Here is a 25,661-nt window from a genome sequence, read left to right as displayed (position 1 = left end):
TCTTTACTTAATACATGTAGTAAGCGTATTTTCATTTCTCAGCGAACACTATTGGGTTGTTCATTTCCACCTCCTTCAGCAATTCTTTATAGTATCCACTTCTCAGGAAATCGCTTACAATAAGGTTTTTTTGATGCTCAAAATCTGTTTTCATGTACGTTACTGAATGAATTTTCACGTTCCTTTTTATGCTGCCGAAATTATAAGAAAATTGCTGGTATTCACCACCCTCTCTCAGAAATTGCGCAAGTTCCGAGTCTGCTTTCTCCAGAGAACTCAATTGTCTCCAGTCAATGGTATGCTCCTCTTCTTCTCCGTTTTCTGTTATTAAATAAACAATCTGCTCTGGATGATCGTATTTATCTTTATTTTCTTCAAAATATAATCTAGCTTTTTTGTCCATCGATTCATCAGCATGTCTGGCTATATAGTCAATGATATCAACCTCTAGGTTACTGAAAACATATTGATAATACCTGTAGATATCAAACGATTCCGGTCCATAAATGGCCTGACCTTTTTCCTGACTTATCTTTCTCCGAGCGTTTTCAAGTTTCATTTGCACTTGCATATTTTCAAAAGAGTAGGGTTCGTGTAACCCCAATTTGTTACCTAAATAAAACTGAGCGTTGGCTGTTTGGGCCAATTCTTTCGTATTTTGAGCTAGCAATTTGCTGTCACTAATGTCATCCATTTCCCTCTGCGCCAGATACTCATAAAAATCGTATTCCTGCTTTTCTATAACACGGGTATATCCGGAGTAGGAAAAGATTTCATCTGTTATACTAGGTTGTGCTTCTTCATCAGGGATAATTAAAAAACCACCCAGTACAATCACTACCGCCAAAGAAAGCACGATTCCCACTCCTGCTACAAGTGGGTATTTACGTTTTGAAGGAGAACGTTTTTTTTGCTTCAAGGATACCATTCCATTCTTATATTGGTTTAGTGAATTGTAAAAACTTTTATCTTTTACTCCTAAAATGTTAATTGCACTTCAATATAATGTAAATCTATAAATAGGCAATAATCATAAAAAAGCGCAATACGCCGAACGAACTCATAGTTATATATTATTTCATTAGTTCGTTTTCAAAATTATCGATGTCATCGACACAAACTAGCACTTTTTGCATCAAAGGATATATATACTAGTACCAATAAGGTAGTAACTTTACAAATCTATAATAATGCAACTCACAATTAGGCATTCACTTCGCTATAGTGAAATAAAAAATGTACTAGAGGCGGTAAAGCATTATGTATTTCGACTTTTATTCAGTGAATGATTGGATCAGTACCTACCCTACGAGTGTTAAAACGGTCTATAAACTATACACGACGCGGGATTATGACATCAATCATCGCATCATAGAGAGTAATAAATATATATTACTCTATACTTTCGACGGAGACGGGCTGGTCCAAGTAGATGGTCAAGTATTTCAGTCAAAATCGAATACTCTTATATTTGCGAACGCTTCCAAATCTCTTGCCTACAAATGTGCAAGCGACACGTGGAACTTCTGGCTGTTTGAGTTTAAAACAGAGCCGTTTTTATTAAAAACTAATTATTTATACAATATCCCCTTTACAATGGAGTTCTCTAATCTGTGCGATCATACCCTTCTTAGCTTAAAGGAAGGCCAGCAGCAACTTGCTTCCGCCTATTTCCACCTGTTCTACAGCATTCTTGCCCACAAGTTGGATAACAACATGAAATCTTATGATTTAACGGTAATCGATAAAAGTCTTGAATATATGAAAGATAATATAAAAGATTTCTCCGTACAGTCTCTTTCGAATTTTTTGAATATCCCGACGCGAACACTCATCTATATTTTCAATAGGGAAATGGGAACTTCCCCCCTTCGCTATTTTCAGGGAGTGCGTATGGAGTTAGGAAAGGAATATTTAGAAAGTACTACCATGAATATTTCGGAAATTTCCCAGGAACTTGGCTATTACAATTCCGGTCACTTTTCTGCTACGTTTAAACAATACACTAGTGTCAACCCGGTGCAGTACCGAAGGGAATTCAACCTCAGGAATATGGGTTAGCCCTACCTAATTCTTGTATAGCTTCAATAAACTCTGTACATCCTTGTTCATCTTTGTATCTCATTTAAGATCCTCAGAAGTATCGTTATTATTACATTGTTATCTGTCATGTGACCCTGGATTTATATCGAAAATCCCTCACCTCTTTTGAATAAAAGGTAAGGGATTTTTGTTGTGCGATCTATTTGTAGTGCATCTATAAGTTAAATAAACATCTCAACGATAAGGAATAAGTTCAATGATACAACAATAGCTGCAATGATCCAGGCCAATACTTTAGTGAGAGAATGATTAACCAAATCACCCATTAAGTTTTTATTATTTGTAAATATAATGAGTGGAATCAAGGCAAAGGCGATACCAAATGATAGTACAACTTGGCTCATGATTAGGGCTTTCGTAGCGTCGATACCACTCCATATGATGACAAGAGGAGGTATCGTCGTAATCGCTCTGCGTAGATATAAATTAATACGTTTGTTGATGAAACCCTGCATAACTACATCTCCTGCCATCGTTCCTACAGAAGCACTAGCCAGACCCGCAATAAGTAGGCTAAGTCCAAACAGGATGGCAGCAGAAGGTCCGATTAATTGTCCGAACTGGTTAAAGGCTACCTCTAGATCATCTACATTCAGACCATTTTTGAAAAATAATGCGGCAGCGATAACAACCATAGCCAGATTAACAGCTCCAGCTATTGCCATAGCAATGACGATGTCGAACAGTTCCATTTTATAAATACGTTTCTTCTCACGCGGATTTCGTCCAACAATTCTATGTTGTGTGAGTGATGAATGAAGGTAAATAGCATGCGGCATGACTGTCGCTCCTAGTATTCCTGCTGCAAGTAAAATACTATCTACCCCTTGAAACTTTGGTGTCACCATGCCTAAAGCAACAGCACCGATATCAGGCTTAGCAAGGATGACTTGAAAGGCAAACGCTAATGCAACAATGAGGATCATGACACTAATGCCTGCTTCAAATGTACGGACACCTCGACGTTGTAACTCCAGAATAGCAAACGAGCCTGCGGCTGTAATAAATGCTGCTAGTAGCATAGGAATGTCAAACAACAAGTAAAGGCCTAATGCAGCTCCTATAAATTCTGCTAAGTCGGTTGCAATGATAACTATTTCACTCTGAATCCATAAAAATAAGGACACTTTCTTCGGGAAACGTTCACGTGCAACTTCGGGAAGGTTCTTTCCAGTGGCAATTCCAAGTTTGGCTGATAAAGATTGAATTAATACCGCCATTAAATTGGAAAAGACGATGACCCATAATAAAAGATAGCCATATCGCGAACCCGCTGTAATATTGGTGGCAAAGTTACCTGGATCTAGATAGGCAACAGAAGCTATAAAAGCCGGGCCCAAGAATGGAAGGAGTCTTGATATACCTTTCCCCTTCATTATAGTCTCTGTATTCAGTCTATCTCTTTGCTTTTGAATTATGGTTTGATTTTCTCTTTGAGTGTCTATTTGTTCAGTCATAGTTGCTCCTCCGAAATTAGTTTGTCTTCATACAATTATGTTTACCCAAGGCAACTTTTTAATAATTATATTCCTATTCATATAAATTGTAAATACCTAATACTTGATAATCACTTCGACTCTAAACTAAACATTATGTAATTAAAGAGTGAATTTCTTCGAATCACCTTGTCCAGATACTTTAGGTGACATGACTAGATTTCATTGGTATCCACCTTCGGGTTCTGGTAGTGCTGTATACTCTTCCACTATGTTCCTCACTTCTACCAGAAATGAAAAGGCTTAGAAGACAAAAAACACCGGAAACACCCGATGTTTTGCTTCAATACATTCTTATAATGATCATTCATCCTTATCCAGAGCTTCTTTAATTTGTGGAATCGTTAATCCGTTTGATTTCAGTTCTTTAATTAAATGAATGCGTGCGACGGTTGCCAGTCTTATATACTTTCGTGTCAGATTCTCTTCCGCCTGTTCAAAAGGTAGCATACCTTCTTCTGTGTAAAATTTCAGTGTACTATAGCGAGATTCCGTTAGCCGTACTAATTCTCCTATAGACACGAACTCCGAGGCTAATATAGTCTCCATGGTACGTTGTCTAGACATAATTCCACGACTCCTTTAACTTGGATGTATTGGGAGAAGACGTACACCATGAATGGGTACTCTACCGTAAGTGGCATGTGGAATCGCTTCATATATAATATTATCTATTTTAATAGTTGGAATCGTTCCATCTCCTAAGACCTTAACCGCATGACCCTTGGACTCTAAGCGCATCCTCACATCGTGTAATCTTGTTCTTGAATTTGAAAACATCGCCTCCGTATCAATGAAAACAGATTGCGAACGTTCAAGGATTGGAAATAGAAAATTCAAACCGCTACCCACAGGTGTCTTGACAGCTACTTTTTTCATACGGAGGAATTGTTTTATTGCTAACTCAATTCCGCGATGGATTCGAATTCTATACAATGCCTTCGCAAGTGGATTAGCTTGATATAACTGATACATTCTTGTACTCAACTGTTCTAACTCATTCCTCGAAAAAAAATCATGCATACAACCGCTTTCACGAAGAAGCCAAAGCATACAAATTGTCTCATCTGTAACCGTGCCATCTTCCAGAATCTCTGCTCGAATATGCTCTGTTATTGTTGTATATTCCTGAATGTGGCTACGGTATCCTTTGATCTCAACTCCAGAAGAATGAAAGTACAGGTCACACCCTAGAATATGGGGGATTTCCTCAAGTAAACTCATTTCTTTTAGGGATTCGGATATAACGTGTTCAAACTTTATTAGTTTTCTTTTGGACAACAAGGAAGCTTGTTTCAGCCATCCACTCAGATCACCGATTGTGTGATTTAAAGGTTGTATAATCGTTTCCCGGTAGCGTATTGTATGAGATTGATTAAGTACATCTTTTTTTAAAACTAATTTATTATTGTCTTGTGCAAAACCGCTGTCTAAATATACCTCTAAAATAACCGCTGCTGCCATGCAACGAAGAGACACTTTCTTTGCGTTTGTCATTTCAAGACTTCTCTGTGCATTTAGCGCTATCAATGTGAATTTTTGCGTTAATGTTAGCTCTGTCATAGAAAATCCTCCCCTATTCAACATTCTTGAAGCGTACTTATGTTTACTTTGTATGAGGAATAATTTTGTAATTACTTACTACTTACTACTTATCACTTACTATGAATCGTCTGTTAATTTTTGTCAAACGTTTGTTTATCCGTTTATAATTATTTCCATAACAAAAAGGACAACGACATCTTTGTCATTGTCCTCCTTTGCTATGCTTTGAGCTATTTCCAGAGAAACGTATATCGCTGCGGTTGGAATATCAGATGTTATACCAATAGAAAGTATAATGTGAATGCTGATGGAATCCTAAAGATTTATAGAAAGAATTATCAGAAATAACGTAAGCTTTCTTAGCACCTAAGGAGTAGCTTCTCTTTAAACCTTCTAAAACCACCGCATGACCAAGTCCCTTACCCCGATACGCTGGAATTGTACATACAGGTTCAATATAAGCATAATCAGTGTTCTGACTATACCAAACACCGCAATATGCAACATACTCCCCCTCATCATTTTCTGCCGCAATATGTAGGGAGGAATTCAAATTCGTTGCTGACAACATTTCCTTTTGCTTATTAAGCGTAGTTTCATCATCAGGCACCTGTCCTTCGTTCTCAAAACCCTTCCATAGTACATTATGATGCCTATCTAAGTCCTTTTCTATATCAATATTGTGTACTGTTATACCTTCAGGAGTTATATAATCAAGACTCACATTCTCGAGTGTAAGTTCGAGTATATTTTCACTCTGATCATTCTTCACGAATCCCCTACTTTGTAATAGGTCTAACGTGTAAGTATCCGTATCCTTCACCGCAATCCCAAGGCCATTTTCATTAGTGAAAGTAGCAATGGCATATTCTAATATATCTTTATCTAATTCTTCAAAACCTGGTTTTGTTGCAATAAATGCTTCACCGAAATAATGGTCATAGGTTGCTATACCTACTACATCGTCATTCCAATACCATAAACCAATGGAATCCATTAAATCACGATTAAATTCAGGGTGGAAAAACATCCACTCCCACCTAGCCCAATTCCAATGTATATGTTGTTGGTCATCTTGTGATAATGTGATCAGAAAATTACACACTACATCATAACAAGAAATATCGAAATTCCTAAAATCAATTTTCATTTGGATCCCCCATCAATAATAACTATTATTTAAATTTAATGAAATATGGCGAAATTGCTAATAACATAACTACCCAAGCAGCAAACCATAATAAGGCTACAGCAAATAACGGAGGGTCTGGGAAAATATATTGAATCATGACTATAGGAAAGGCTATTATCGAAGTAGATATTAAGAATTTAGAGAATAAGGTAATCTTATGATTTCTTCCACAGTAATTACAGGAGACATTTTGCCATTTAAACTGACCTACAATGGAGTATAATACTTGTGTGTATTTAAACTCTTTCCTACAATTCAAACATTTTTGCATGTTTGTCTCCTTTGTCCTACAAAAATACTTTAATACCATTCTTACACTAAATAAATGACTTTATCATCAATAGCCGCTTATATTCATCTGCTGAAATTGAATATAATAGCTCACCATTGCACTCGCTGAAATCTTCTTGTAAATCCTCTAACACATACTCGAACCTCAGTCCCAATTTCTCTATAATTCTTTTTGAAGCGCCATTCCCAGGATGAACTTTCGCGACAATACTTTCTAACTTCATGTCATTGAAACAGTAATGTATTAACTGCTCTATAGCTTCAGATGCATAACCCTTCCCCCAATAATCTCTTCCTATTAAATAGTAAATCTCTTTGTCTTGTCTTTGAAAATCTAAACATCCAACACCTATCCAACCAATAAATGTATTAGTATCTTTTAAAAACACTCCAAAAGAGTATTTGAAATCTTCTTCTAATCCCTTATTATAGCTTTGGATCAACCACTCGAATACTCCACTATACTCATCTAAGGACATTACATCCATATGCATATATTGAAGTACTTCCTCATTATGCATCAGTTCGAAAGACTCCTGTAAATCCTTTGCTTGATAAGGTCTTATCATTAATCGCATTGTTTCGAGTTTCATTGAATGTATCATTGCTACCTCCTAAATAAATTGATTTAGGTTTTAACTATACCGAAAACTCTAATTGAAAATCCCTTGGGTCATTCTCGTATAATTTCTTATTTATTTCTACAGCCTCTTTACAACCAATCGCATAATAAAAAGCAATGGTCTCCTCAGCTGAACCTGCACAAATATATATTTTATCCGCTTTCCACTCTTGTGCTATTTCTACTATTTTCAAAAATAACGTTCTACCTATTCCTTTATTTCTATGTTCTAATGTAATAAATAATTGGTCCAATAATACGTAATGATGCATGTCACCAAAGAACTCTCGATTAATCGTTACGAAAGCTATTAATTTGTTATCGTTATCAAAAGCACCAATTGCATGGCCGCGACTTATTATTGTTTCTTTCAAACCATTGAAATGGTGCTCGTAACCATTAGCCCAATCGGAATCTAGATAATCAATCTTCACCAACTGACGCTTTCCATTGACTTCTCTCCACGCATTTTTTATGTATTGTGATGGATTGATATCATTTATTCGTTCACAATCTTCTATTGCCAATTGCCTATACACCACATTTAACATTACTTACCTCCGACTACTCATTGTATAAGAGAACTACCTAAGTTTAACATCGTTGGTAATTAATTATCAGGGAAAATATACCTTTATTTATTCTATCTCTCAATGTAAAAAGCTCCCCTCCATGCAACAGGTAATAGCATTTGCTGGGCTAGACCCAGCTATCTGTTAATCCCATTCTCATATTCCTCTCTCAATATACTCATTTGAATGACATCCCAATACTTCCCTTGTCTAAATAATCCCTGTCGTGATCTACCCTCTTCTATGAATCCGCATTTCAAATAGCATTTATATGCTCTTACATTATATTCATAGACTTCCAGTTCTAATCGATTGAGATTCAACGTATTAAATACAAATTCCTTTAATAATTCAATAGCATCTTTACCATAACCCTTTCCTAAATAATCAGCTTTACCAATCACTATTCCTAGACCCGCAGATCTATTCTTCCAATCTATTTTGTGTAAATCAATTTGTCCGATATATTCAAGTTCATCAGGAGTAGCGATAATAAAACCCTTAACACTTAAATTTCCCTCAATCATATCTTTCAAGAAGGATTCAGTATCATGTGTAGTTTGAGGATATATGAAAAGATCATGTAGATTATTGGTTATTTCAAAGTTATTAACCCATTCACGCATGTGAGGTAAATCTTCCATTCGATATTCTCTAAGTACAATTCGATCCGATTTAAGATATGGCATATTCATTCTCCTTTTCACATTCCAATTGTATAAATCGTTCTAACCTGATCATGATCTACTATTTATAATCCATCACTGAAATGATATGCACCATTTGATATATACTCAAACGAAGTGTTACCATCAAAAAATCTCGATTTCAGCGTTTCATCTGTGGAAGGATCTTTACCATTCCTACATATCGCAATTCCACTAATTGATTGAAATACAGCACCAAAACTAAAATAGATGACATCTTTATCTGCAAGAATATATGTATACACGCCAGCGGAACGGTTTACTTTTTTCATTTTATTTAATATTTTATCTGAAAAAAGAGTGCTTAGTCGATCTAAATCATAGGTCGCATAAGGTGGTGAAGCAAATTCTTCCCCAATGGATACTCTACCCTCATCGTAAGCTTTAAATATCGCATCTGAAACAGCCATAAATTCGTCTTGATATATTTTGAATTTATCTTCTTGTCGTAACGAAGGAATATAAATAATAACAGTCGTCATTGCTATGCAAAGTAGAATTGCAATTATCTTTTTCTTGCTATCTTTTCTTACGAAACTCTTTACTAAAATAACAAGCAACCATATTAAGGAAATCACAAACAGAATCATTGCGGGTAGGTAAATAATTAATGTTAATATGTCGTCACCCACGACTAATTTTGCATACAAAAGCAAAAAATCTGCTATCAACACAATAAATAAAGGAGCAATAATTCTCTTAATATAATATTTCCCATATATTAACACCACAATGGATCCAATTAAAAAAGTTACTAGAATTGTAAATCCTAAAGCCATATCCTTCCCCCCTTACTTGATTGTCTGACTTCACTCTATAATTATACACCTAACAACCTAGTACCGAATGCCATAGCGTAAATTTGTGGATGTAATTTTCTTTGCTATTGACTTTGCCCTTAGGGTAAGGTGGATACTGTAAATGTACAAAGTTACGTTGTTTAAAGCATTTAGTCCCTATAATAATACGAAGGAATGGAGGTCACCTCTTGCTATCGATTGGAGAATTCTCAAAAATATGTGGAGTATCTACAAAAACGCTTCGATACTATGATGAAATTGGATTACTTAATCCTGATGAGATTATTCCAGAGAACGGTTATAGGTATTATTCCATCAGTCAACTCAAAAAGATGCTCTTTATCAACCGTTTGAAATCTTATCATTTCACTCTGGAAGAAATCAAAGCCATTCTAGCATTGGAAGAGGATCAATTAGAAGAGAAGCTTTGTTCTGTCCTTCATCGCAAGATAAGGGACATACAGGAAAAGTTAAATGCTTTTGAATATACTCAACAACAAATGAGTAATGATATTTCCAATTTAGTAAAAGGAATACCAATCATGTCATACCTTGACCATATAGAAGTTCAACTTGTTGAGACCAAGCCAATGAATATCCTATATATGCGTCAGATGATAAGTGGTGATGACTATGCTTTAGGATATGGAAAGTATTTTAGCAGGCTATATGAAAGGATTGCTACTGAACAACTCACCCTACTTGGTACGCCAATGACTATTTATCACAGCCCTGAATACAATCCCACCGGCAATGATATTGAGTTTGCCATCAATATAGAGGAAATTGTAAAGGAAACGAGAGTTTTGCCTGGAGGCCTGTGTGCAAAGTCAGTTGTACATGGTTCATATTCAGATTTGACATCGGTATATGCGAAGCTGAGGGAATGGGTAGAAAATGAAGGTTATACATTAGTGAACTCACCTTATGAAGTATATGTAACCGACCCCAATCAAGCAATCATTCCTGAGGATATTGTTACCGAGGTGTATTTTCCTGTAAAAAAAAGATGTAAGACCTGATATCCCCTAACGCACGCTAAACAATACATCTAATAGGAGGTATTTATATTGTTAAGAAGCAACTGCCCAACTACGGAATGGCAAGCCTTAGAACCAGCAAAATTGAGAATGGACTCTGATAAACTTTCAGAGCTTAAACCTGTGATAACATCAGAGTATAGCAATATCAATAGTATTATTGTTGTGAGAAATGGATCTATTGCTTATGAAAGATATTACAATGGCTACGGCCCTGATACTACTCATCATGTGGCTTCTGTAACAAAAAGTATCATATCTGCCCTCATTGGTATTGCCATAGATGCAAAATATATAAAAAATATAGAACAGAAGGTACTGGACTTCTTTCCCGAATATGTTCTCGATGCAGCTGATAGACAGAAACAAGAAATCACCATTCGCCACCTACTCACGATGACAGCTCCCTATCCATTTGAGGACTGGGAAGAACCGCTGGACAAGATGTGTAAAGAACCTGACTGGATAAAGTATACATTGGCTATGCTTGGTCAGTCTGGGAGTATTGGAACTTTCAAGTATTCTACTGCCGGGGCACATCTACTTTCATCCATCCTCACACGTAGCACAGGAAAAAGTGCCCGTGAGTTTGCGAACGAACACTTATTTAAACCCATCGGAATGAAAGAAATCCCAGATTATGAAATGACATCATTTGGTTTTGATGATTTATTCGGGAGCAATGTGAAAGGATGGGTTTACGACCCACACGGTATCTCTACAGGAGGATGGGGACTAACGTTGAGTCCACGTGATATGGCGCGTTTTGGTTTGCTTTATCTAAACCGTGGTATTTGGAATAATAATCAGATTATTTCCAAGTCATGGATTGACGAATCAACAGCGATGAACCCCAATAATTACGGTTATCTATGGTGGCTACGGGAAGAGGCGGACGTATTCGCATACTTAGCACTAGGCGATGGTGGTAATGTCATTTGTTGCATCCCAGAATTAGACTTAGTCGTAGCCATTACGTCAGAATTCATCTTGAATCCTCGTGATCGATGGACACTGATTAAAGAACATATCCTCCCAACTGTCATAGACTAAACTTATTAGCACTAAGTAAATACGCTGTTAACTGTTTATACTCTTTAAGTCTATGTGAAAACGATAGATATCTGCGTTACGAACCTGCCTTAGATAGCTATTAACTAAGGTAGGTTCTTGTGCTGGCTGAGCCTACCTTCATAAATAAATACCTATCAAATGTTTCTAAATATGATGCACTACATTAATTGCATCAATTCTAGCAAAAGATTCCCGGTTCTTAATCAATTCCCCTTCATAGTGGTTTATCGGGTGGCTGCTTCTTCTTCAATTTGCTCAAGAAAATTCAAACTACTCTCTATACAATTCTTATATTCTTTGATGTTATGAGTTAGGTAGAATGGATTCATGTAACCATGCTCAGCCTCAATAATCTTTATTAAAGTATTCTTCTTCAGCTTCAGTTCCTGCTCTAAATCCAATACATTAAATGATCTCTCATTGTTTGCAAAAAATAACAAGACCGGACATTTAGGCTCTATATCTTTATAATTTCTAATTCTTGACCCGTAATATCCAATAATTCCTTCAACCTCGTATTCGCTACACATCCAAGCTATTGTTGCACCAACACTAAATCCAATGATAAATATCTGATCATACTTCTCTTTATTTACTTCCACTACTTCTTTAACTTCTCTTAATGAGCTTTCAAATCCAATTTCATTCATGAAATATTCATATGCGGTTTCCTCTTGATCATAAGAAAATGAATCCCTATGTATTAAATCAGGAACAAGCACATCAAATCCTTGATTCATTATCATTTCACTAAATAATTGAATATGATTATTAACTCCATAAATCTCATGAAGAATAATCACTAATGATCTTCTTAATGGTTCTTTGCTCATTCATTTTCACGTCTTTCTTATGATCTCTCTCTGCATTACCTACACAATCTTTCTAAGATTATTGCTACCCCATCTTGATCATTACTTTCTGTTATTTCATCAGCAATTTCCTTCAATTCAATTATCGAATTTCCCATAGCAATTGAATATACAGGGGTCTCGAACAGCCCTAAATCGTTATGATCATCTCCAAATATTATCACTGAATCCAGCCCTACACCGTAAATATTGCATAATCTAGTTATTGCTCGCTCTTTCGATGCATTCAATGGCATAATTTGAATAAGTTGATTATTGTCCGTAACCACAATGTTTACTTGCTGACCAAACTTCCAGGTAAGAGCTTGAATCTGATTACATCCTGAGAGTAATATCTTTGTAGCATCATGTTGTTTCAACTCTTCAAGTGATTTAACGATAGGATTAGCCTTTACATTCATTCTCGTAGAATAGTCGAGTTCCCTTAAGCTAAACCATTCATCCCTAACTTCCATTGTCAGTTCAACTTCTGGATCATGATTCAAGCAATAATCTAGAATTTCAGAAGTGATAGAAGAAGGAATTGATTCATTAAATTCTGTATTCGATTTTCTGCAGATTACTTGTGCTCCGTTATAGTACACAAATGATCCTATATCCAACAACTGTTCTGGAAGAAACCACCTAACAGCTCTTGGTGGACGAGCCGTTGCAAAGATAATTCTCATTCCCTTGTTATAACAGTTAAGAATAGCTACCAAATTCCTTTCAGAGACTTGCTTCATAGAATTTAAAAGCGTGCCATCCAGATCTAGGACAATCGTCGAAAACTTCATTGATATCACCTCCTTATAAAGATCTTCGTAATTCCATCCTTGGAAGACTTTTTACTGAATGCTACTCTTCTCTCTCCCTCCGGAATATTCACCCCCATACGTTGCTTTAACATAAAATCCGTCCTTTTTCACAGCAATCGCTTCTTCAGGTGCAATTCCCTGTATAGTGAAGTACAAAGTACCTACAGGCAATTCATTTGAAAAATTGCCACTATACGATCCTTCGATATCAGAGTAGTAGGTTACTTCTCCAATTTCATAACCAAGAAAGGATTCCTCAACAACTTCATCAGTTAATCCAAATATCTTCCCATCATTAACGACAAATCCGTATGTCCAACTTACATGGATCAAATTCCCAAATCTGATTGTTCTAGCTAATTTTAATGACTACTATGTGAATTGAGTATGTCTGTTTAATCAAGTTCCTATTTGGAATTGTATCCCATTTAATTGAGGTTTGCATTACCTTTATTACTAGAAGCTTTAACACAATAAAAAGCCCCATCATTCGCCGATGGGGCTTTTTCTCGTTCTTTATGGAGACATGCTTATGGCAAATATTATTCCGCTTTACGTTTCAAGACACTTTTGCGATGGGAGAATGTATCAAAACTAACCTGACCGTGGTAAGAACCCATACCACTCTCACCTACACCACCAAAGGGTAGGTAGGGAGAAGTCAGATGCGCAAGCGTTTCATTTATGCAGCCACCACCAAATGAAACACTGCTCAGAATCTGATCCTGCACTGCTTCACTTTCAGAGAAAATATACAGCGCTAAAGGTTTCGGGCGCTTCGTAATTTCTTCAATAATCTCTGACAACTCGTCGTACACAATCACGGGAAGAATGGGTCCGAATATTTCATCCTTCATTACAGGATCGGTCCATGCAATCTGATCTAACACCGTTGGCTCAATGAAGTTCCGAGATGAATCCGTTCTGCCGCCAAAATATAACGTACCATCCTTTAAGAAGGTACTCAGGCGCTTGAACTGTTTCTCATTGACCACTTTGGGGAAATCCGGATTTCGAGAAATATCTTCACCATATAAATCCTGAATAGCATCTTTTAATTCATCTAGGAATTGCTCTTTCACCTGACGTTGAACCAGAATATAATCTGGGGCTACACAGGTTTGTCCCGCATTCAGGAACTTTCCTCTTGCAATCCGCTTAGCAGCAGTTGTAATCTGCGCATCGCTGTGTACGATGCAGGGACTTTTTCCGCCAAGCTCTAGTGTAACGGGCGTTAGATGTTTAGCTGCGGCTTCCATGACCACCTTCCCAACAGGAGTACTACCTGTAAAGAAGATGTAGTCGAACTGCTCCTTAAGCAGCGCCGTACTCGTCTCCACTTCGCCTTCAACTACCGCAATATAATCATCAGGGAAATTTTCTCTAACGAGTGTAGCAAGCACTTTGGATGTACTTGGCGTGAACTCGGATGGCTTCAATACCGCACAGTTGCCTGCTGCCATGGCTCCAATCAAAGGTGCAATCGCTAGTTGGAACGGATAGTTCCATGGTGCAATAATGAGTGCCACCCCATATGGCTCAGGATAGATGACACTAGAAGCACCCGTAAGGAAGCTAGGTGTGTCTACTTTCTTAGGCTGCATCCATCCTTTTAAATTTTCGAGTGAGAATTTAATTTCTTCAAGTACGATTTTAATTTCAGTGGCGTACCCTTCTACTTCGGATTTGTTCAAATCCTTTCTTAATGCAGCAAGGATCTCCTTCTCGTGTTTGTTAATCGCATTCTGCAATGTATTCAGCGAGTTTATACGAAAATCTATTGGCTTTGTTTGACCGGTAAGGAAGAATGCGCGCTGTTGTTTAGCTAGATTCTCGTAATTTTCCATGCGTATTCTCCTCTTTGTGGTTATATTATTTCTCTGAATCGCTCACTTTGACCAGCATTTTACCTAGGTTCGCACCTTGGAACAATTGTAGGAATGCTTCAATCACGTTATCGAAACCATCCACAACCGTTTCTTCATACTTTAATTTACCCTCTGTCAGCCATTTCCCTAGCTCCTGAAGTCCTTCTGACTGTCGAGATGCATAATCACTGAGAACGAATCCTTTAATAAGGGAACGGGTCTTAATCAATCTAGTCTGAATACGTGGACCCATGTCCCCGTCAGTACTATTGTATGAAGAAATTGCTCCACATAGTGGAATACGTGCATGATCATTTAGTAAATTCATCACTGCATCAGAGATAGAACCACCTACATTGTCAAAATAGACATCGACACCATTCGGACATGCTTCTTCCAAAGCCTGACCTAGATTCTTCGTTGTTTTATAATTAATAACCGCATCAAAGCCAAGTTCATTTTTCAAATAGTCGCATTTATCATCAGTGCCTGCAATACCAACGACACGCGCCCCTTTGATTTTGGCGATCTGTCCAACAAACATACCCACAGAACCCGCAGCACCAGATACAACGACTGTCTCTCCTTCTTTCGGCTGACCGATATCAAGTAACCCGAAATAAGCTGTAAGGCCTGTCAATCCAAGAACACTTAAGTATGCCGACACAGGAGCAATCGACTCATCGATTTTGGTTACCGTCTTAGCATCCACTGTATTGTATAACTGCCAACCCAACATACCGATAATTTTGTCTCCAGCTTTGTAGAGATCCGATTTAGATTCTACAATTTCTCCCACACTCCCACCGGCAATCACTTCATTAATCTGAAATGGAGGAATATAGGATTTAGCATCACTCATTCTTCCACGCATGTAAGGATCTACCGACAAGTACAAAGTACGTACAACAACCTGGCCCTCTTGTGCATTTGCAACAGGAATTTCTTTGAACTCAAAATTCCCTTGTGTTGGCATGCCTACAGGACGTGAAGTTAACAGGATTTGTTTATTTTTAAATTGCTGATTCATATGATCACTACTCCATAATTTTATATTTTTGATACTATGTTTAACTATTACCCATTAATTGAGCAAGCCGTACGATCATGACTATCGCAACTCCATTATCAGACAGTTCTAAAACTTTCAAATTATAATCAAAAAATAATGGGCTTCCGGACATATTATAACCTGTCCAAGAAACCCGGTAACAACTCGGCAAACGTATCTTCTCGAAGCTGACTGTTCTTATTCTGACCTATTCGTGTAACACTTACTAAATCAGCTTCATATAGAATCTTGAGATGGTACGACACATTGGATTTATCCATCGCCATGGATTCACCGATGGACCCACATGTGTTGTTATCCCGATGGTGATGAAGATAACGAATCATTTCAATTCGTTTCAATTCTGCTAATGCCTTGAAAATCTTAACCCGTTTTTCATCATCTTTTAAAGAATATTGTTCGATAGTCATAAAACTATTGTATTACTTCAATTTCGTGAAGTCAAATTGTCTTGTAAATTGAAAATAAAATACAAAGCCAAAATGTTAAACAATATAATGTGATAACTACTACGAATTTATAAGAAGTATTATTGATCAGTATTGATCAGTATTGATCCGAACTATATACTAACCTCTCTGAAATCCACCTTCTGAATGGATGATCTGTCCGGTTACCCAATCAGCTTCGTCACTTGCAAGAAAAGCAATTAATCTTGCTGCATCGTGAGGCATTCCAATTCTACCCATTGGAGATTTAGTCAAAATATAATCCTTAAGTCCATCATCCATCCATCCTGTATCGGTTGGTCCTGGATTCACCGCATTGACTGTAATTCCTTTCCCAGCTAATTCAGCCGACAAGGTTAACGTGAAAGCATCAACAGCTCCTTTAGTAGTAGCATACGCTATATTTCCAGCCATCGGTCCTAACGATTGTCCAGAAGTTAAATTAATAATTCTCCCACCTCTTGCACGGCTAAACCGACTAGCAAACTCCGCACTTAATAACATTGTTCCACGAATATTTACTTGGTAATGTTTATCAAGTACTTCAGCAGTTAATGTATCGTATCCTACATCAACGGAATAGGTAGCATTGTTGATTAAGACGGATGCCTTCCCCAATTCTTCTTCCACTGTATCTAATAATTTAGCAGGTGCCAATGTATCAGTAAGATCTAATTCCAATTTGTTACACCGTACACCGTATTCTATAATGTTTGCTTGTAACAATTGTGGTTCATTGGGACTGATTCCCCAAGACATCTCACTATCATAGGGAGTCCAATATGTAAAATATATATCAAACCCTTTACTCGCCAACGCTTTACACACTGCTGCTCCAATGCCGTTAAGACGAGAAGCACCAGTTACTATGACTATTTTTCTATCTAAAGATAAATCTTTCTGCATATGATTGTTTCTCCTTTCTATGGTTCCGAGTAATCTCTGTTATTTCTATTACTTTCTATCCCAGACTACTATAAATAATGTAGCAATTGGACCTACTAATAACGATATTAAAAACCAGTTTAATCCACTTCTATTCTTACCTTGAGCTAAACCTGCATTAATAAGAGCTAACGTCCCCCATCCAACTACAAAACCACCATCTTGATTAGACATCACATCACCAACTATTCGTTTAATATTTGAATTTCATTTTCGTTGTTTGTTAATACTTGATAGCTGTGTTTATTTGTTGTCTCTATACGCTCTTATTCCAAACCCAATGGCTAGATATAAAATTGAAGTAATGATACCGCTGATCGGGGAAATGAAAATTTCTTTACCTGATGCTATACTGATATAACCTGATAAAACTAAGGGATTAATCAGTGAATCTTCTACCGTATGTAATATAACACACGGCCAAATTGATTTGGTTACCCTATAAAGCTCAATATACATAACAGACCAGCATGTCATTGTTATAATAGCTACAACGATAAATATAGCTCGGCTGACAGGTAAGACCATATGCAAATCCGCCTCTTGCAGAAAGACCAAGTAATATGGAATATGCCATATCCCCCAAACGAATCCTACGATGAGATAAATTTTCCAATCCTTTAGATTTAATTTAACAAGTTGTGAAGTAAGAAAGCCTCGCCAAACCGTCTCTTCAAATATATTTTTAATAAAACCAATTAACAATGTACTGCTAAATGCCCAAATAAAAGCTTTGAGATTAAATCCGGACAAGTCAATCCATTGGGTAGTAGATCCGATTATCACAACGATGCCTGTTACAACAGGATAAATCCAGATAGAAGTTAAGTACCATTTTGAATTTCCTTTGAAATTCGGCTTGAAGCCAATATCTGTCCAACCAAATTTTGAAATTAGTATTAATGTAATTGCAGTTAACATAGGTAATACCAGCCATATCCCCATACCGAGAGTATCACCTTTAGGTTGCTCTGGAAGTACTGAGTCCACAAGAACGCCTATCCACCCACTGAAACCAACAACCATAACGAATACAACCATATTACGAATCATTGTTTTATTCATAGAAACCTCCCATCCTTCTTAGAACTTACTATGAAATCACATTGTCCTCTTGCTGATTCTAGTCGATCAGAAGCATGAATTTTATGTTAACTGAAGTTGTTTCCGTCATAGAATCACTCACTCAGTTCTACAGGTAATCCTTTTTGAACCATCTCTAAGCAATTAGAATTGTCCTCCAATGTTGTGATTATGTCTGGATGGGGTTCATAGTAGTTAACTAGATAGTCTTTTTCTCCGTATTCTTCCCTTACCGAAAATGCTAGTTGCTCTTTATTAATAGAAAATTGAGCATTAATCCCTTCCTTATTACCTCTTGCATCCAATCTAATCCATTTCCCTAAACCTTTGAGGTAGACGGTATTTAATGCAAGTACGCAATATCCATCTTTTGGTTTGTCATATAGTGTTAGGCGTTGGTAACAAATACCTGCAGGGATATCCATTCCTCTTAATAAAGCTGCTAATAAGTGAGACTTGGCATAACAAATACCATGCTTTTTATCTAGGACTTCAGAGGCTCTTCTAGTAATTTCATGGGCTCTAATATCATATGAATGTTTGATCTCATCACGAACATATTCAAATGCTGCCCTTATTCGCTCAATCTCAGTATCTAGATTAAATAACATTATTAGTTCTTGTATGTGCGAATTAGAATAATCAATATATTCTGATTTCTGAAGATAAGTATCTAAAGATTTCTCATGCTTCATCTGTTATACCCTCATTTCATTATTTACAGGTTTCGGACTTTGATTAGTTATTTTTGTTATCAGATTCACTTTCAACTTCCCTATGATAGCTATAACATACTCACCGTTTCCAAATAAATCTTCTACTAAATGTTTGTATCCTTCTTTTACTATTATTTTTTTTGATTCTTCGCTCGAACCCCCAATTTTCACTCCGTATATAGAATATACCGAGTTAGAGAATTCAATATGACTCACTCGACCGTAAAAGTCATTGTCTGAATCTCCAGAAATCACCTCATAGAGAATTTCCGATAACGTTCTACTTATTCAAGAAATGACCCAGCCTTAGATAGCTCTTATCTTAGGTAGGGTCATTTCTTGTCTCAGTATCTTCCACAATTATACATCTGAATAGCAAAGGGCGGTACCTACATTTCATTATTATATAAGATTAATTTCTTATCCCCCACAATCCTTGTTAAGGATGTCATCAAGCTGACCTGTTGTCATTATAATTCATGACCATTTCCACAGAGAGATACGCTAGAAGCTACCTTGAATTCCGAGCACGAAAAAAGCCCTTGATCTCAAGGGCTTAACATCCTATCAACAACCTATGGCTAATACAACCGTTCCTCGCCGGTGATCGGATTTTTGAATGCCGATTTGATATCGCCTCTGGTTAATTCCTCGGCAAACTCCGAATCATTTTTTTCAGTGCGAATCGTACTGTTCAATTTCTTATTCGTTCTAGCTTCACTGTCGGTTGTTTTTTTTGGCTGTGTATCCATAGGTAAACGCATCTCCCTTACGGTATATATTTCTCTATAGGATGCGATCTTTTAATCATTTTTATGCGAATGACATTATGGAAATGGAATAAAGCGAAAACCTTTATGGTCATTACTTAATAACTACATATTCCAAGCCAACAAGTTTTGCATAGGTTACAATTTGGTCTGTTGTTAAAGCTAATGAAACAACTGTATGGTGACCCCCACCATTCTCGATCCAAGCTTTAACCCCATCTTGGAAGTTAGGTTTAACATTCCAAAGTACACGAGCTACTGGAAGGTTCGGAGCTGGTACAGTCGGCTCAAATGCAGTAACTTCGTTGATCAAAAGTTTGTAATGAGTTCCAAAGTCAGCCATGGATACAACGACACCGTCTCCTGCTTTGCCATCAAATACTAGACGGGCTGGATCGTCTTTACCACCAATACCTAGTGGAGAAACGATAAGTTTAGGTTTGGTACTTGCCAAAGTTGGATCTACTTCAAGCATATGTGACTGAAGTATGGATTCTTGACCAACAGTTAATTCATAAGTGTAATCTTCCATAAAGCCAGTAGATTGGTTATGGCTCATCACTTTGAGTAGACGGTCGAGAGCTGCAGTCTTCCAATCACCTTCTCCAGCAAAGCCATATCCTTGTGCCATCAGGCGTTGAACAGCAAGTCCAGGGAGTTGTTTCATGCCATGTAAATCTTCGAAATTCGTTGTAAAGGCATTGTAACCACCTTGATCAAGGAAAAGTTTAATAGCGATTTCATAGCTTGCTTGTACTCTTACGCTAGCTTCCCAAGCTTCCTTACTGTTAGTACCGTATTCGAATTCATACAGCTCTGCATATTCAGCGAGCAAAGCATCGATTTCTTCCTCCTTAACTTCATTAATGACTTGAACAAGGTCACCAATACCAAAGTAGTCCACAGTCCATCCAAATTGAATTTGGGCTTCAACTTTATCTCCTTCGGTTACTCCAACATTACGCATGTTGTCACCAAAGCGAGCGACTTTGATATTGAAACTTTCATTATATGCAACCGCTACGTCCATCCATTCAGCAATTTGCTTTTGTACTTCAGCGCGTTCCCAGTAGCCTACTACAACTTTGTTTTGTTTCTTCAAACGTGCATTAATGAAACCATATTCACGGTCACCGTGAGCTGCTTGGTTTAAATTCATGAAGTCCATATCGATCGTTGCCCAAGGAATACTTTCATTAAATTGCGTTGCTAAATGAAGCAAAGGCTTTTGCAGCATTTTTGTACCGCGGATCCACATTTTTGCAGGTGAGAACGTATGCATCCAAGTGATGACACCGGCAACCTCGTCACGGTAGTTGACTTCTTTCATGATGTTCGTGATTTTATCTGCACTAACAGCTAAATCTTGTAATACCAATGGGTAAGGCAAAACTCCACTTTTATTCAAAGCATCCGTCATTATTTGTGCGTGGGCTTTAACTTCAGATAATGCCTCTTCCCCATAAAGTTGTTGTGAACCTACGACAAACCAAAATTCTTTTTCTACGATTGTTGACATATATATCCTCTTTTCTATTATCTATATTGTTTTGATTACTTTTGACCGTAGTAAGCGTCTTTTCCATGTTTGCGTAAGTAATGTTTATCTAGAATACGTTGTGGCAATTCCTCCGCAAAGCGATTTAACTCTCTAGCATATAAATTCATTTTCGATACTTCATCTAACACAACACTATTCATTACCGCTGACTTGGCATCTTTTCCCCAAGTAAATGGTCCATGACCCTTAAGTAGAACGCCGGGAACCGCCATAATATCTATCCCTCGCTGCTGAAAAGTTTCGATGATTACATGGCCCGTTTCTGCCTCGTAACCACGATCTATTTCCTCTTGTGTCAAGAATCGCGCACAGGGTATCGAGCCATAGAATGTATCGGCATGCGTCGTACCCATTACTGGAACATCCAGTCCTGCTTGAGCCCAGATGGTCGCCCAAGTGGAATGCGTGTGTACGATGCCTCCGATTTCGGAGTAATGCTTATAAAGTACTGCGTGAGTTGGTGTATCGGATGAAGGTCTCATATCTCCCTCAACCACATGTCCATATAGATCAACAACGACCATATCGTTTGCTTTCATCTTTTCATAGCTTACACCGCTCGGTTTGATTACGAATAAACCACTCTCACGATCAATAGCGCTTACATTTCCCCATGTGTATTTAATAAGTCCTTGTTTCGGCAAATCAAGATTGGCCTGAAACACTTCTTCTTTAAGTTGTTCTAACATCTTGCTCCCTCCTTTTTCACACTAAATTGTCTACAGCGGACTGCTCTATCACAAGGCCTTTTTTGTATCGTTCAATAAAGGTTTCGAATCCTTTAACGTCTACCTCATCCGGTTGTATCTCTTGCCCTTCAACATTTTTGAACACTTTTTGGTCGAGGAAGTCTTCTAAGCTTTCTTCCTGATCTTTGTTTATCATGTAAGAGGCAAGAATAGCCATTCCCCATGCGCCACCTTCTCCAGCTGTCGACATGACAGATACAGGAACATTCAATGAGGCTGCCATCATTTTTTGGCCGACTACCGGAGTCTTAAATATGCCGCCGTGACCTAAGATGCTATCAATGGCAACATTCTCTTCCTTCGTCAAAATATCCATTCCGATTTTTAAAGCTCCAAATGCAGTAAACAAATGAATCCGCATAAAATTAGCTAGATTAAATTTACTCTCAGGCGAGCGTACGAATAGCGGACGTCCTTGTTCTAATCCGGTAATATTCTCTCCTGAGAAATAACCGTAACTGAGCAATCCACCCCCATCTGGGTCAGCTTCCAAAGCTTTACTCAATAGCACGCTATACAATTTATCGGAATCTACCTTTTGCCCCATAGCTTCATAGAATTCGCGGAATAATCCGAGCCAGGCATTGATGTCACTTGAACAGTTATTCGCATGAACCATCCCAACTGGACTTCCGTTCGGGGTAGTGACCATATCGATTTCTGGATATAACTTTGAAAGTTCTTTCTCAAGTACAATCATGGCAAAAACAGATGTTCCTACGGAAACATTCCCAGTGCGTTTTCTCACGCTATTCGTAGCAACCATACCGGTTCCGGCATCTCCTTCTGGAGGACTAAGCGGAATACCTGGTTGTAAATGATGTGTTGGATCCAGAATTTCGGCTCCCTCTTTGGTTAATACACCTGCTTGCTCACCTGCAACATAGACCTTAGGTAGAAGATCATTGGTCTTCCACGGATAACCTTTACCTGCAATAAGTTCATCAAACTGATTGATCATGGATTCATTATAATTTCGAGTGGTTTCATCAATCGGGAACATGCCTGAAGCATCCCCGACACCAAGTGCTTTGTTTCCGGTCAATAACCACTGAATATATCCTGCTAAAGTCGTAACAAATCGTATCTGTGGCACATGTTGTTCTTCGTCTATAATCGCTTGATAAAGATGAGCAATACTCCATCGCTCAGGGATATTGAATTGAAATTTATTAGTTAGTTCTTTGGCTGCAGCACCGGTCGTTGCATTACGCCAAGTCCGAAAAGGAACCAGCAACTGATTCGTGTTGTCAAAAGCCATATACCCGTGCATCATTGCAGAAAAACCAATTGAACCAATGGTTTGGAGGGTGATTCCATAATTTTGTTCAACTTCTTGCTTCATTGCACGATAAGCCTCTTGGAGACCTGAGATAATATCCTCTAAGTTGTACGTCCAATATCCATCTTCCAACTGGTTCTCCCACTCATAACTTCCAGATGCGATGGTTTCGAAGGTATTATCAATCAGTACTGCTTTGATACGTGTCGATCCGAACTCGATACCTAGTGAAGTTTCGCCCATAGAAATCGCTTTTTTAATGATTAATCGATTCATTATCACGTTAATCCCCTCTCAGATAGCAGTTTTAATATCTATAACTAAAAGAAGGCGCTTTCTTTTATTGACAGCCTTAGTATATTTTTTTGTACGTACATCTGTCAATAGTTTTTGTTATTTATACTTACAAATATAGCAAATACAATTCTTCTATTCTTTAAAGACATCATATTTTGTGCTTTCTACGTGAATAAGGTAAAATATTTTCATTTAAACATAAGCATGCTAAAATATGTACATACAAATATACTTCGTAAATAAATTTATTAGTCCAACACATATGGAAGAAGTGATTTAATTGAAACCCAAATATCAGGTCATCATTGATGATTTAAAAAGTAATATTCTTTCAGGAGGTTATAGTGTAGGAGAACAAATCCCTACAGAATCAGCTTTGGAAGATATGTACCAAGTTAGTCGACAGACGGTTCGAAAGGCCATTTTAGCCCTATCGAATGAGGGGCTTTTAAGAAGTGAAAAGGGATCTGGCACTTATGTGAGTAACCACTATCGATCAAAATCTAGTGGGAATTCGAATAATAAAACAATTGGTGTAATTACAACCTACATTTCTGATTACATATTCCCCTCAATTATCCGTGGCATCGAAGGCAGATTGAACGAGGATAATTATTCATTACTGTTAGCTAGTACAAATAATGATGTGGCACAAGAAAAAAAGGCTTTGGAAATGATGTTATCATATGGTGTGGATGGTTTAATTATTGAGCCTACGAAAAGTAATCTTTACAATCCCAATATCGCTTACTACCTATCGTTCAAGGAACAGGATGTTCCATTCATTATGATTAATGCTTATTATGAGGAAATTGATGTGCCCTTCCTTTGCCTAGATGACGTACAATCTAGCTATCTTGCAACTAAAGAATTGATTTCTAAAGGGCACAAGAAAATTGGAATTATTTCAAAAATGGATGATTTACAAGGAAAGTACCGTATGAAGGGGTATATAAAAGCTCTCGAAGAAGCAAAATTACGATTTCTCCCAGAGCAAGTGCTTTCATTCGACACAGAATCGAAACTAGGCCTATCCACAAACCTGAAGAAGTACTTAATTGAAAATAGAGAGATGTTGAGTGCTATTGTTTGCTACAACGACGAGGTAGGGTTGGAGGTAATGAATGTATGCAGACAACTTAATATTTCTGTTCCTGAAGAATTATCAATTATAGGCCAGGACAATTCCTATATTGCTAACAATGCCAATATCAAACTTACCACATTGACACACCCACAAGAACAAATGGGGCGTGATGCAGCTGACTGGGTCATTAAGAAGTTACATGGGAAGAAAGACCTACCAAACAACACTTATTATCAACCCGTATTAATTGAAGGTGAGACTGTAATACAGAGATAATAGAATTATATTTCATAATCAAATGTACCCTTATTGTCATTTGATTATGAAATATTCAACAACTAATCTGCTCATCGTATTTTGAGATCAACCAGTTCTTTTGGGTTGATCCTTTTTACATTTGCATAGAGGTTTAGGATAGCCTGGTCCAACATACCTTCCCGTGGTAAATGATCGCCTATCCCTACTTGTCATGACTATGATCGTGGCTGATTAAGACGTAAGTTCCCGTATAACAATATGTATGGAGAAACAATAAGAAAGCCATGATGCTGACGCTCATCACTTAAATTCGCTTAGAAAATAAGGAGCAATGTGAGTCTATCGTCAGATGCTCCTTTTTTTCGGGCTTAATTACCTATGTTAATTAATTTCACATCTACCGATATAATAAA

Annotated in this window: 27 protein-coding genes and 1 pseudogene; 4 read left to right on the top strand and 24 right to left on the bottom strand. The window is 37.4% G+C overall.

Going from position 1 to position 25,661, the window contains the following annotated elements; translation table 11 throughout:
• Positions 1-31: 31 nt before the first annotated feature.
• Positions 32-919, bottom strand: a complete 888-nt coding sequence (locus tag PBAT_RS24185) for a hypothetical protein (RefSeq protein WP_149466338.1) — start codon at positions 917-919, stop codon at positions 32-34.
• Between the two features lie 362 nt (positions 920-1,281).
• Between PBAT_RS24185 and PBAT_RS24180 the strand changes: the two genes are divergently transcribed.
• Complete coding sequence (locus PBAT_RS24180; protein WP_169810178.1) at positions 1,282-2,061, top strand: helix-turn-helix domain-containing protein; 780 nt, start codon at positions 1,282-1,284, stop codon at positions 2,059-2,061.
• 203 nt (positions 2,062-2,264) lie between these two features.
• Here the strand turns inward: PBAT_RS24180 and PBAT_RS24175 are convergent, their stop codons facing one another.
• The 9 genes and pseudogenes from PBAT_RS24175 to PBAT_RS24135 all read right to left on the bottom strand — a co-directional run bounded on the left by PBAT_RS24175 (position 2,265) and on the right by PBAT_RS24135 (position 9,307).
• On the bottom strand, positions 2,265-3,560 hold the full coding sequence (locus PBAT_RS24175) for an Nramp family divalent metal transporter (RefSeq protein WP_068653205.1): 1,296 nt from the start codon (positions 3,558-3,560) through the stop codon (positions 2,265-2,267).
• A 342-nt stretch (positions 3,561-3,902) separates the two neighbouring features.
• Positions 3,903-4,166, bottom strand: coding sequence for a helix-turn-helix domain-containing protein (locus tag PBAT_RS24170; protein WP_068653204.1), 264 nt, complete (start codon positions 4,164-4,166; stop codon positions 3,903-3,905).
• A gap of 15 nt (positions 4,167-4,181) precedes the next feature.
• Positions 4,182-5,162: a hypothetical protein gene (locus PBAT_RS24165; RefSeq protein ID WP_068653203.1), complete on the bottom strand. Its 981-nt coding sequence runs from the start codon at positions 5,160-5,162 to the stop codon at positions 4,182-4,184.
• 184 nt (positions 5,163-5,346) lie between these two features.
• Positions 5,347-5,406: pseudogene (locus PBAT_RS26475) on the bottom strand (hypothetical protein); the annotation flags it as partial.
• Positions 5,407-5,412: 6 nt separating this feature from the next.
• The gene (locus tag PBAT_RS24160) at positions 5,413-6,294 is read right to left on the bottom strand and encodes a GNAT family N-acetyltransferase (protein WP_068653202.1); all 882 of its coding nucleotides are present in this window, start codon (positions 6,292-6,294) and stop codon (positions 5,413-5,415) included.
• Positions 6,295-6,653: 359 nt separating this feature from the next.
• Positions 6,654-7,232 (bottom strand): GNAT family N-acetyltransferase, encoded by a 579-nt coding sequence (locus PBAT_RS24150; RefSeq protein WP_068653200.1) that lies wholly within the window; start codon positions 7,230-7,232, stop codon positions 6,654-6,656.
• Positions 7,233-7,266: 34 nt separating this feature from the next.
• Positions 7,267-7,800 (bottom strand): GNAT family N-acetyltransferase, encoded by a 534-nt coding sequence (locus PBAT_RS24145; protein WP_068653199.1) that lies wholly within the window; start codon positions 7,798-7,800, stop codon positions 7,267-7,269.
• Positions 7,801-7,958: 158 nt separating this feature from the next.
• Positions 7,959-8,510, bottom strand: coding sequence for a GNAT family N-acetyltransferase (locus PBAT_RS24140; RefSeq protein WP_068653198.1), 552 nt, complete (start codon positions 8,508-8,510; stop codon positions 7,959-7,961).
• Positions 8,511-8,572: 62 nt separating this feature from the next.
• Entirely contained in the window at positions 8,573-9,307 is a 735-nt protein-coding gene (locus PBAT_RS24135) for a hypothetical protein (RefSeq protein WP_068653197.1), read from the bottom strand.
• A 209-nt stretch (positions 9,308-9,516) separates the two neighbouring features.
• On the opposite strand from PBAT_RS24135, the gene PBAT_RS24130 reads away from it, so the two are divergent.
• On the top strand, positions 9,517-10,350 hold the full coding sequence (locus PBAT_RS24130; RefSeq protein WP_068653196.1) for a MerR family transcriptional regulator: 834 nt from the start codon (positions 9,517-9,519) through the stop codon (positions 10,348-10,350).
• Positions 10,351-10,458: 108 nt separating this feature from the next.
• Complete coding sequence (locus PBAT_RS24125; protein WP_420848836.1) at positions 10,459-11,421, top strand: serine hydrolase domain-containing protein; 963 nt, start codon at positions 10,459-10,461, stop codon at positions 11,419-11,421.
• A 245-nt stretch (positions 11,422-11,666) separates the two neighbouring features.
• On the opposite strand, the gene PBAT_RS24120 is transcribed toward PBAT_RS24125, so the two are convergent.
• The 14 genes from PBAT_RS24120 to PBAT_RS24060 all read right to left on the bottom strand — a co-directional run bounded on the left by PBAT_RS24120 (position 11,667) and on the right by PBAT_RS24060 (position 23,882).
• Positions 11,667-12,275: a dienelactone hydrolase family protein gene (locus tag PBAT_RS24120; protein WP_068653194.1), complete on the bottom strand. Its 609-nt coding sequence runs from the start codon at positions 12,273-12,275 to the stop codon at positions 11,667-11,669.
• Between the two features lie 35 nt (positions 12,276-12,310).
• Positions 12,311-13,090, bottom strand: coding sequence for a Cof-type HAD-IIB family hydrolase (locus tag PBAT_RS24115; RefSeq protein ID WP_068653193.1), 780 nt, complete (start codon positions 13,088-13,090; stop codon positions 12,311-12,313).
• Positions 13,091-13,141: 51 nt separating this feature from the next.
• The gene (locus tag PBAT_RS24110) at positions 13,142-13,444 is read right to left on the bottom strand and encodes a hypothetical protein (RefSeq protein ID WP_084403344.1); all 303 of its coding nucleotides are present in this window, start codon (positions 13,442-13,444) and stop codon (positions 13,142-13,144) included.
• A gap of 209 nt (positions 13,445-13,653) precedes the next feature.
• Positions 13,654-14,997, bottom strand: a complete 1,344-nt coding sequence (locus tag PBAT_RS24105) for an aldehyde dehydrogenase (RefSeq protein ID WP_420848835.1) — start codon at positions 14,995-14,997, stop codon at positions 13,654-13,656.
• Positions 14,984-16,009, bottom strand: coding sequence for an NADP-dependent oxidoreductase (locus PBAT_RS24100; protein ID WP_068653191.1), 1,026 nt, complete (start codon positions 16,007-16,009; stop codon positions 14,984-14,986). Before PBAT_RS24100 ends, PBAT_RS24105 begins: the two co-directional genes overlap by 14 nt.
• A gap of 155 nt (positions 16,010-16,164) precedes the next feature.
• Entirely contained in the window at positions 16,165-16,461 is a 297-nt protein-coding gene (locus tag PBAT_RS24095) for an ArsR/SmtB family transcription factor (protein WP_068653190.1), read from the bottom strand.
• 159 nt (positions 16,462-16,620) lie between these two features.
• On the bottom strand, positions 16,621-17,406 hold the full coding sequence (locus tag PBAT_RS24090) for an SDR family oxidoreductase (RefSeq protein WP_068653189.1): 786 nt from the start codon (positions 17,404-17,406) through the stop codon (positions 16,621-16,623).
• A gap of 48 nt (positions 17,407-17,454) precedes the next feature.
• Positions 17,455-17,619: a hypothetical protein gene (locus tag PBAT_RS25730; RefSeq protein WP_169810177.1), complete on the bottom strand. Its 165-nt coding sequence runs from the start codon at positions 17,617-17,619 to the stop codon at positions 17,455-17,457.
• A 69-nt stretch (positions 17,620-17,688) separates the two neighbouring features.
• A complete protein-coding gene (locus tag PBAT_RS24085; protein WP_068653188.1) occupies positions 17,689-18,510 on the bottom strand; it encodes a CPBP family intramembrane glutamic endopeptidase in 822 nt (273 codons plus the stop codon).
• A gap of 113 nt (positions 18,511-18,623) precedes the next feature.
• On the bottom strand, positions 18,624-19,223 hold the full coding sequence (locus tag PBAT_RS24080) for a transglutaminase-like domain-containing protein (protein WP_068653187.1): 600 nt from the start codon (positions 19,221-19,223) through the stop codon (positions 18,624-18,626).
• 602 nt (positions 19,224-19,825) lie between these two features.
• The gene (locus PBAT_RS25485; RefSeq protein WP_157091351.1) at positions 19,826-19,996 is read right to left on the bottom strand and encodes a hypothetical protein; all 171 of its coding nucleotides are present in this window, start codon (positions 19,994-19,996) and stop codon (positions 19,826-19,828) included.
• A 112-nt stretch (positions 19,997-20,108) separates the two neighbouring features.
• Complete coding sequence (gene araA / locus PBAT_RS24070) at positions 20,109-21,533, bottom strand: L-arabinose isomerase (protein ID WP_068653185.1); 1,425 nt, start codon at positions 21,531-21,533, stop codon at positions 20,109-20,111.
• 35 nt (positions 21,534-21,568) lie between these two features.
• A complete protein-coding gene (locus PBAT_RS24065) occupies positions 21,569-22,264 on the bottom strand; it encodes an L-ribulose-5-phosphate 4-epimerase (RefSeq protein WP_068653184.1) in 696 nt (231 codons plus the stop codon).
• 16 nt (positions 22,265-22,280) lie between these two features.
• The gene (locus PBAT_RS24060; protein ID WP_068653183.1) at positions 22,281-23,882 is read right to left on the bottom strand and encodes a xylulokinase; all 1,602 of its coding nucleotides are present in this window, start codon (positions 23,880-23,882) and stop codon (positions 22,281-22,283) included.
• 301 nt (positions 23,883-24,183) lie between these two features.
• On the opposite strand from PBAT_RS24060, the gene PBAT_RS24055 reads away from it, so the two are divergent.
• Entirely contained in the window at positions 24,184-25,266 is a 1,083-nt protein-coding gene (locus tag PBAT_RS24055; protein ID WP_068653182.1) for a GntR family transcriptional regulator, read from the top strand.
• The last annotated feature ends 395 nt before the right edge of the window (positions 25,267-25,661 follow it).

The sequence above is a fragment of the Paenibacillus antarcticus genome (assembly GCF_001637225.1).
Lineage (GTDB): Bacteria > Bacillota > Bacilli > Paenibacillales > Paenibacillaceae > Paenibacillus_AQ > Paenibacillus_AQ antarcticus.
This window is presented reverse-complemented; position numbering and strand designations above follow the sequence as displayed.

Coding starts and splice junctions, on each gene's coding strand:
- PBAT_RS24175 (WP_068653205.1), bottom strand. CDS start 3,560: ATGACTGAACAAATAGACACTCAAAGAGAAAATCAAACCATAATTCAA.
- PBAT_RS24170 (WP_068653204.1), bottom strand. CDS start 4,166: ATGTCTAGACAACGTACCATGGAGACTATATTAGCCTCGGAGTTCGTG.
- PBAT_RS24165 (WP_068653203.1), bottom strand. CDS start 5,162: ATGACAGAGCTAACATTAACGCAAAAATTCACATTGATAGCGCTAAAT.
- PBAT_RS24160 (WP_068653202.1), bottom strand. CDS start 6,294: ATGAAAATTGATTTTAGGAATTTCGATATTTCTTGTTATGATGTAGTG.
- PBAT_RS24150 (WP_068653200.1), bottom strand. CDS start 7,232: ATGATACATTCAATGAAACTCGAAACAATGCGATTAATGATAAGACCT.
- PBAT_RS24145 (WP_068653199.1), bottom strand. CDS start 7,800: ATGTTAAATGTGGTGTATAGGCAATTGGCAATAGAAGATTGTGAACGA.
- PBAT_RS24140 (WP_068653198.1), bottom strand. CDS start 8,510: ATGCCATATCTTAAATCGGATCGAATTGTACTTAGAGAATATCGAATG.
- PBAT_RS24135 (WP_068653197.1), bottom strand. CDS start 9,307: ATGGCTTTAGGATTTACAATTCTAGTAACTTTTTTAATTGGATCCATT.
- PBAT_RS24125 (WP_420848836.1), top strand. CDS start 10,459: ATGGACTCTGATAAACTTTCAGAGCTTAAACCTGTGATAACATCAGAG.
- PBAT_RS24120 (WP_068653194.1), bottom strand. CDS start 12,275: ATGAGCAAAGAACCATTAAGAAGATCATTAGTGATTATTCTTCATGAG.
- PBAT_RS24115 (WP_068653193.1), bottom strand. CDS start 13,090: ATGAAGTTTTCGACGATTGTCCTAGATCTGGATGGCACGCTTTTAAAT.
- PBAT_RS24100 (WP_068653191.1), bottom strand. CDS start 16,009: ATGAATCAGCAATTTAAAAATAAACAAATCCTGTTAACTTCACGTCCT.
- PBAT_RS24095 (WP_068653190.1), bottom strand. CDS start 16,461: ATGACTATCGAACAATATTCTTTAAAAGATGATGAAAAACGGGTTAAG.
- PBAT_RS24090 (WP_068653189.1), bottom strand. CDS start 17,406: ATGCAGAAAGATTTATCTTTAGATAGAAAAATAGTCATAGTAACTGGT.
- PBAT_RS25730 (WP_169810177.1), bottom strand. CDS start 17,619: ATGTCTAATCAAGATGGTGGTTTTGTAGTTGGATGGGGGACGTTAGCT.
- PBAT_RS24085 (WP_068653188.1), bottom strand. CDS start 18,510: ATGAATAAAACAATGATTCGTAATATGGTTGTATTCGTTATGGTTGTT.
- PBAT_RS24080 (WP_068653187.1), bottom strand. CDS start 19,223: ATGAAGCATGAGAAATCTTTAGATACTTATCTTCAGAAATCAGAATAT.
- PBAT_RS25485 (WP_157091351.1), bottom strand. CDS start 19,996: ATGGATACACAGCCAAAAAAAACAACCGACAGTGAAGCTAGAACGAAT.
- araA (WP_068653185.1), bottom strand. CDS start 21,533: ATGTCAACAATCGTAGAAAAAGAATTTTGGTTTGTCGTAGGTTCACAA.
- PBAT_RS24065 (WP_068653184.1), bottom strand. CDS start 22,264: ATGTTAGAACAACTTAAAGAAGAAGTGTTTCAGGCCAATCTTGATTTG.
- PBAT_RS24060 (WP_068653183.1), bottom strand. CDS start 23,882: ATGAATCGATTAATCATTAAAAAAGCGATTTCTATGGGCGAAACTTCA.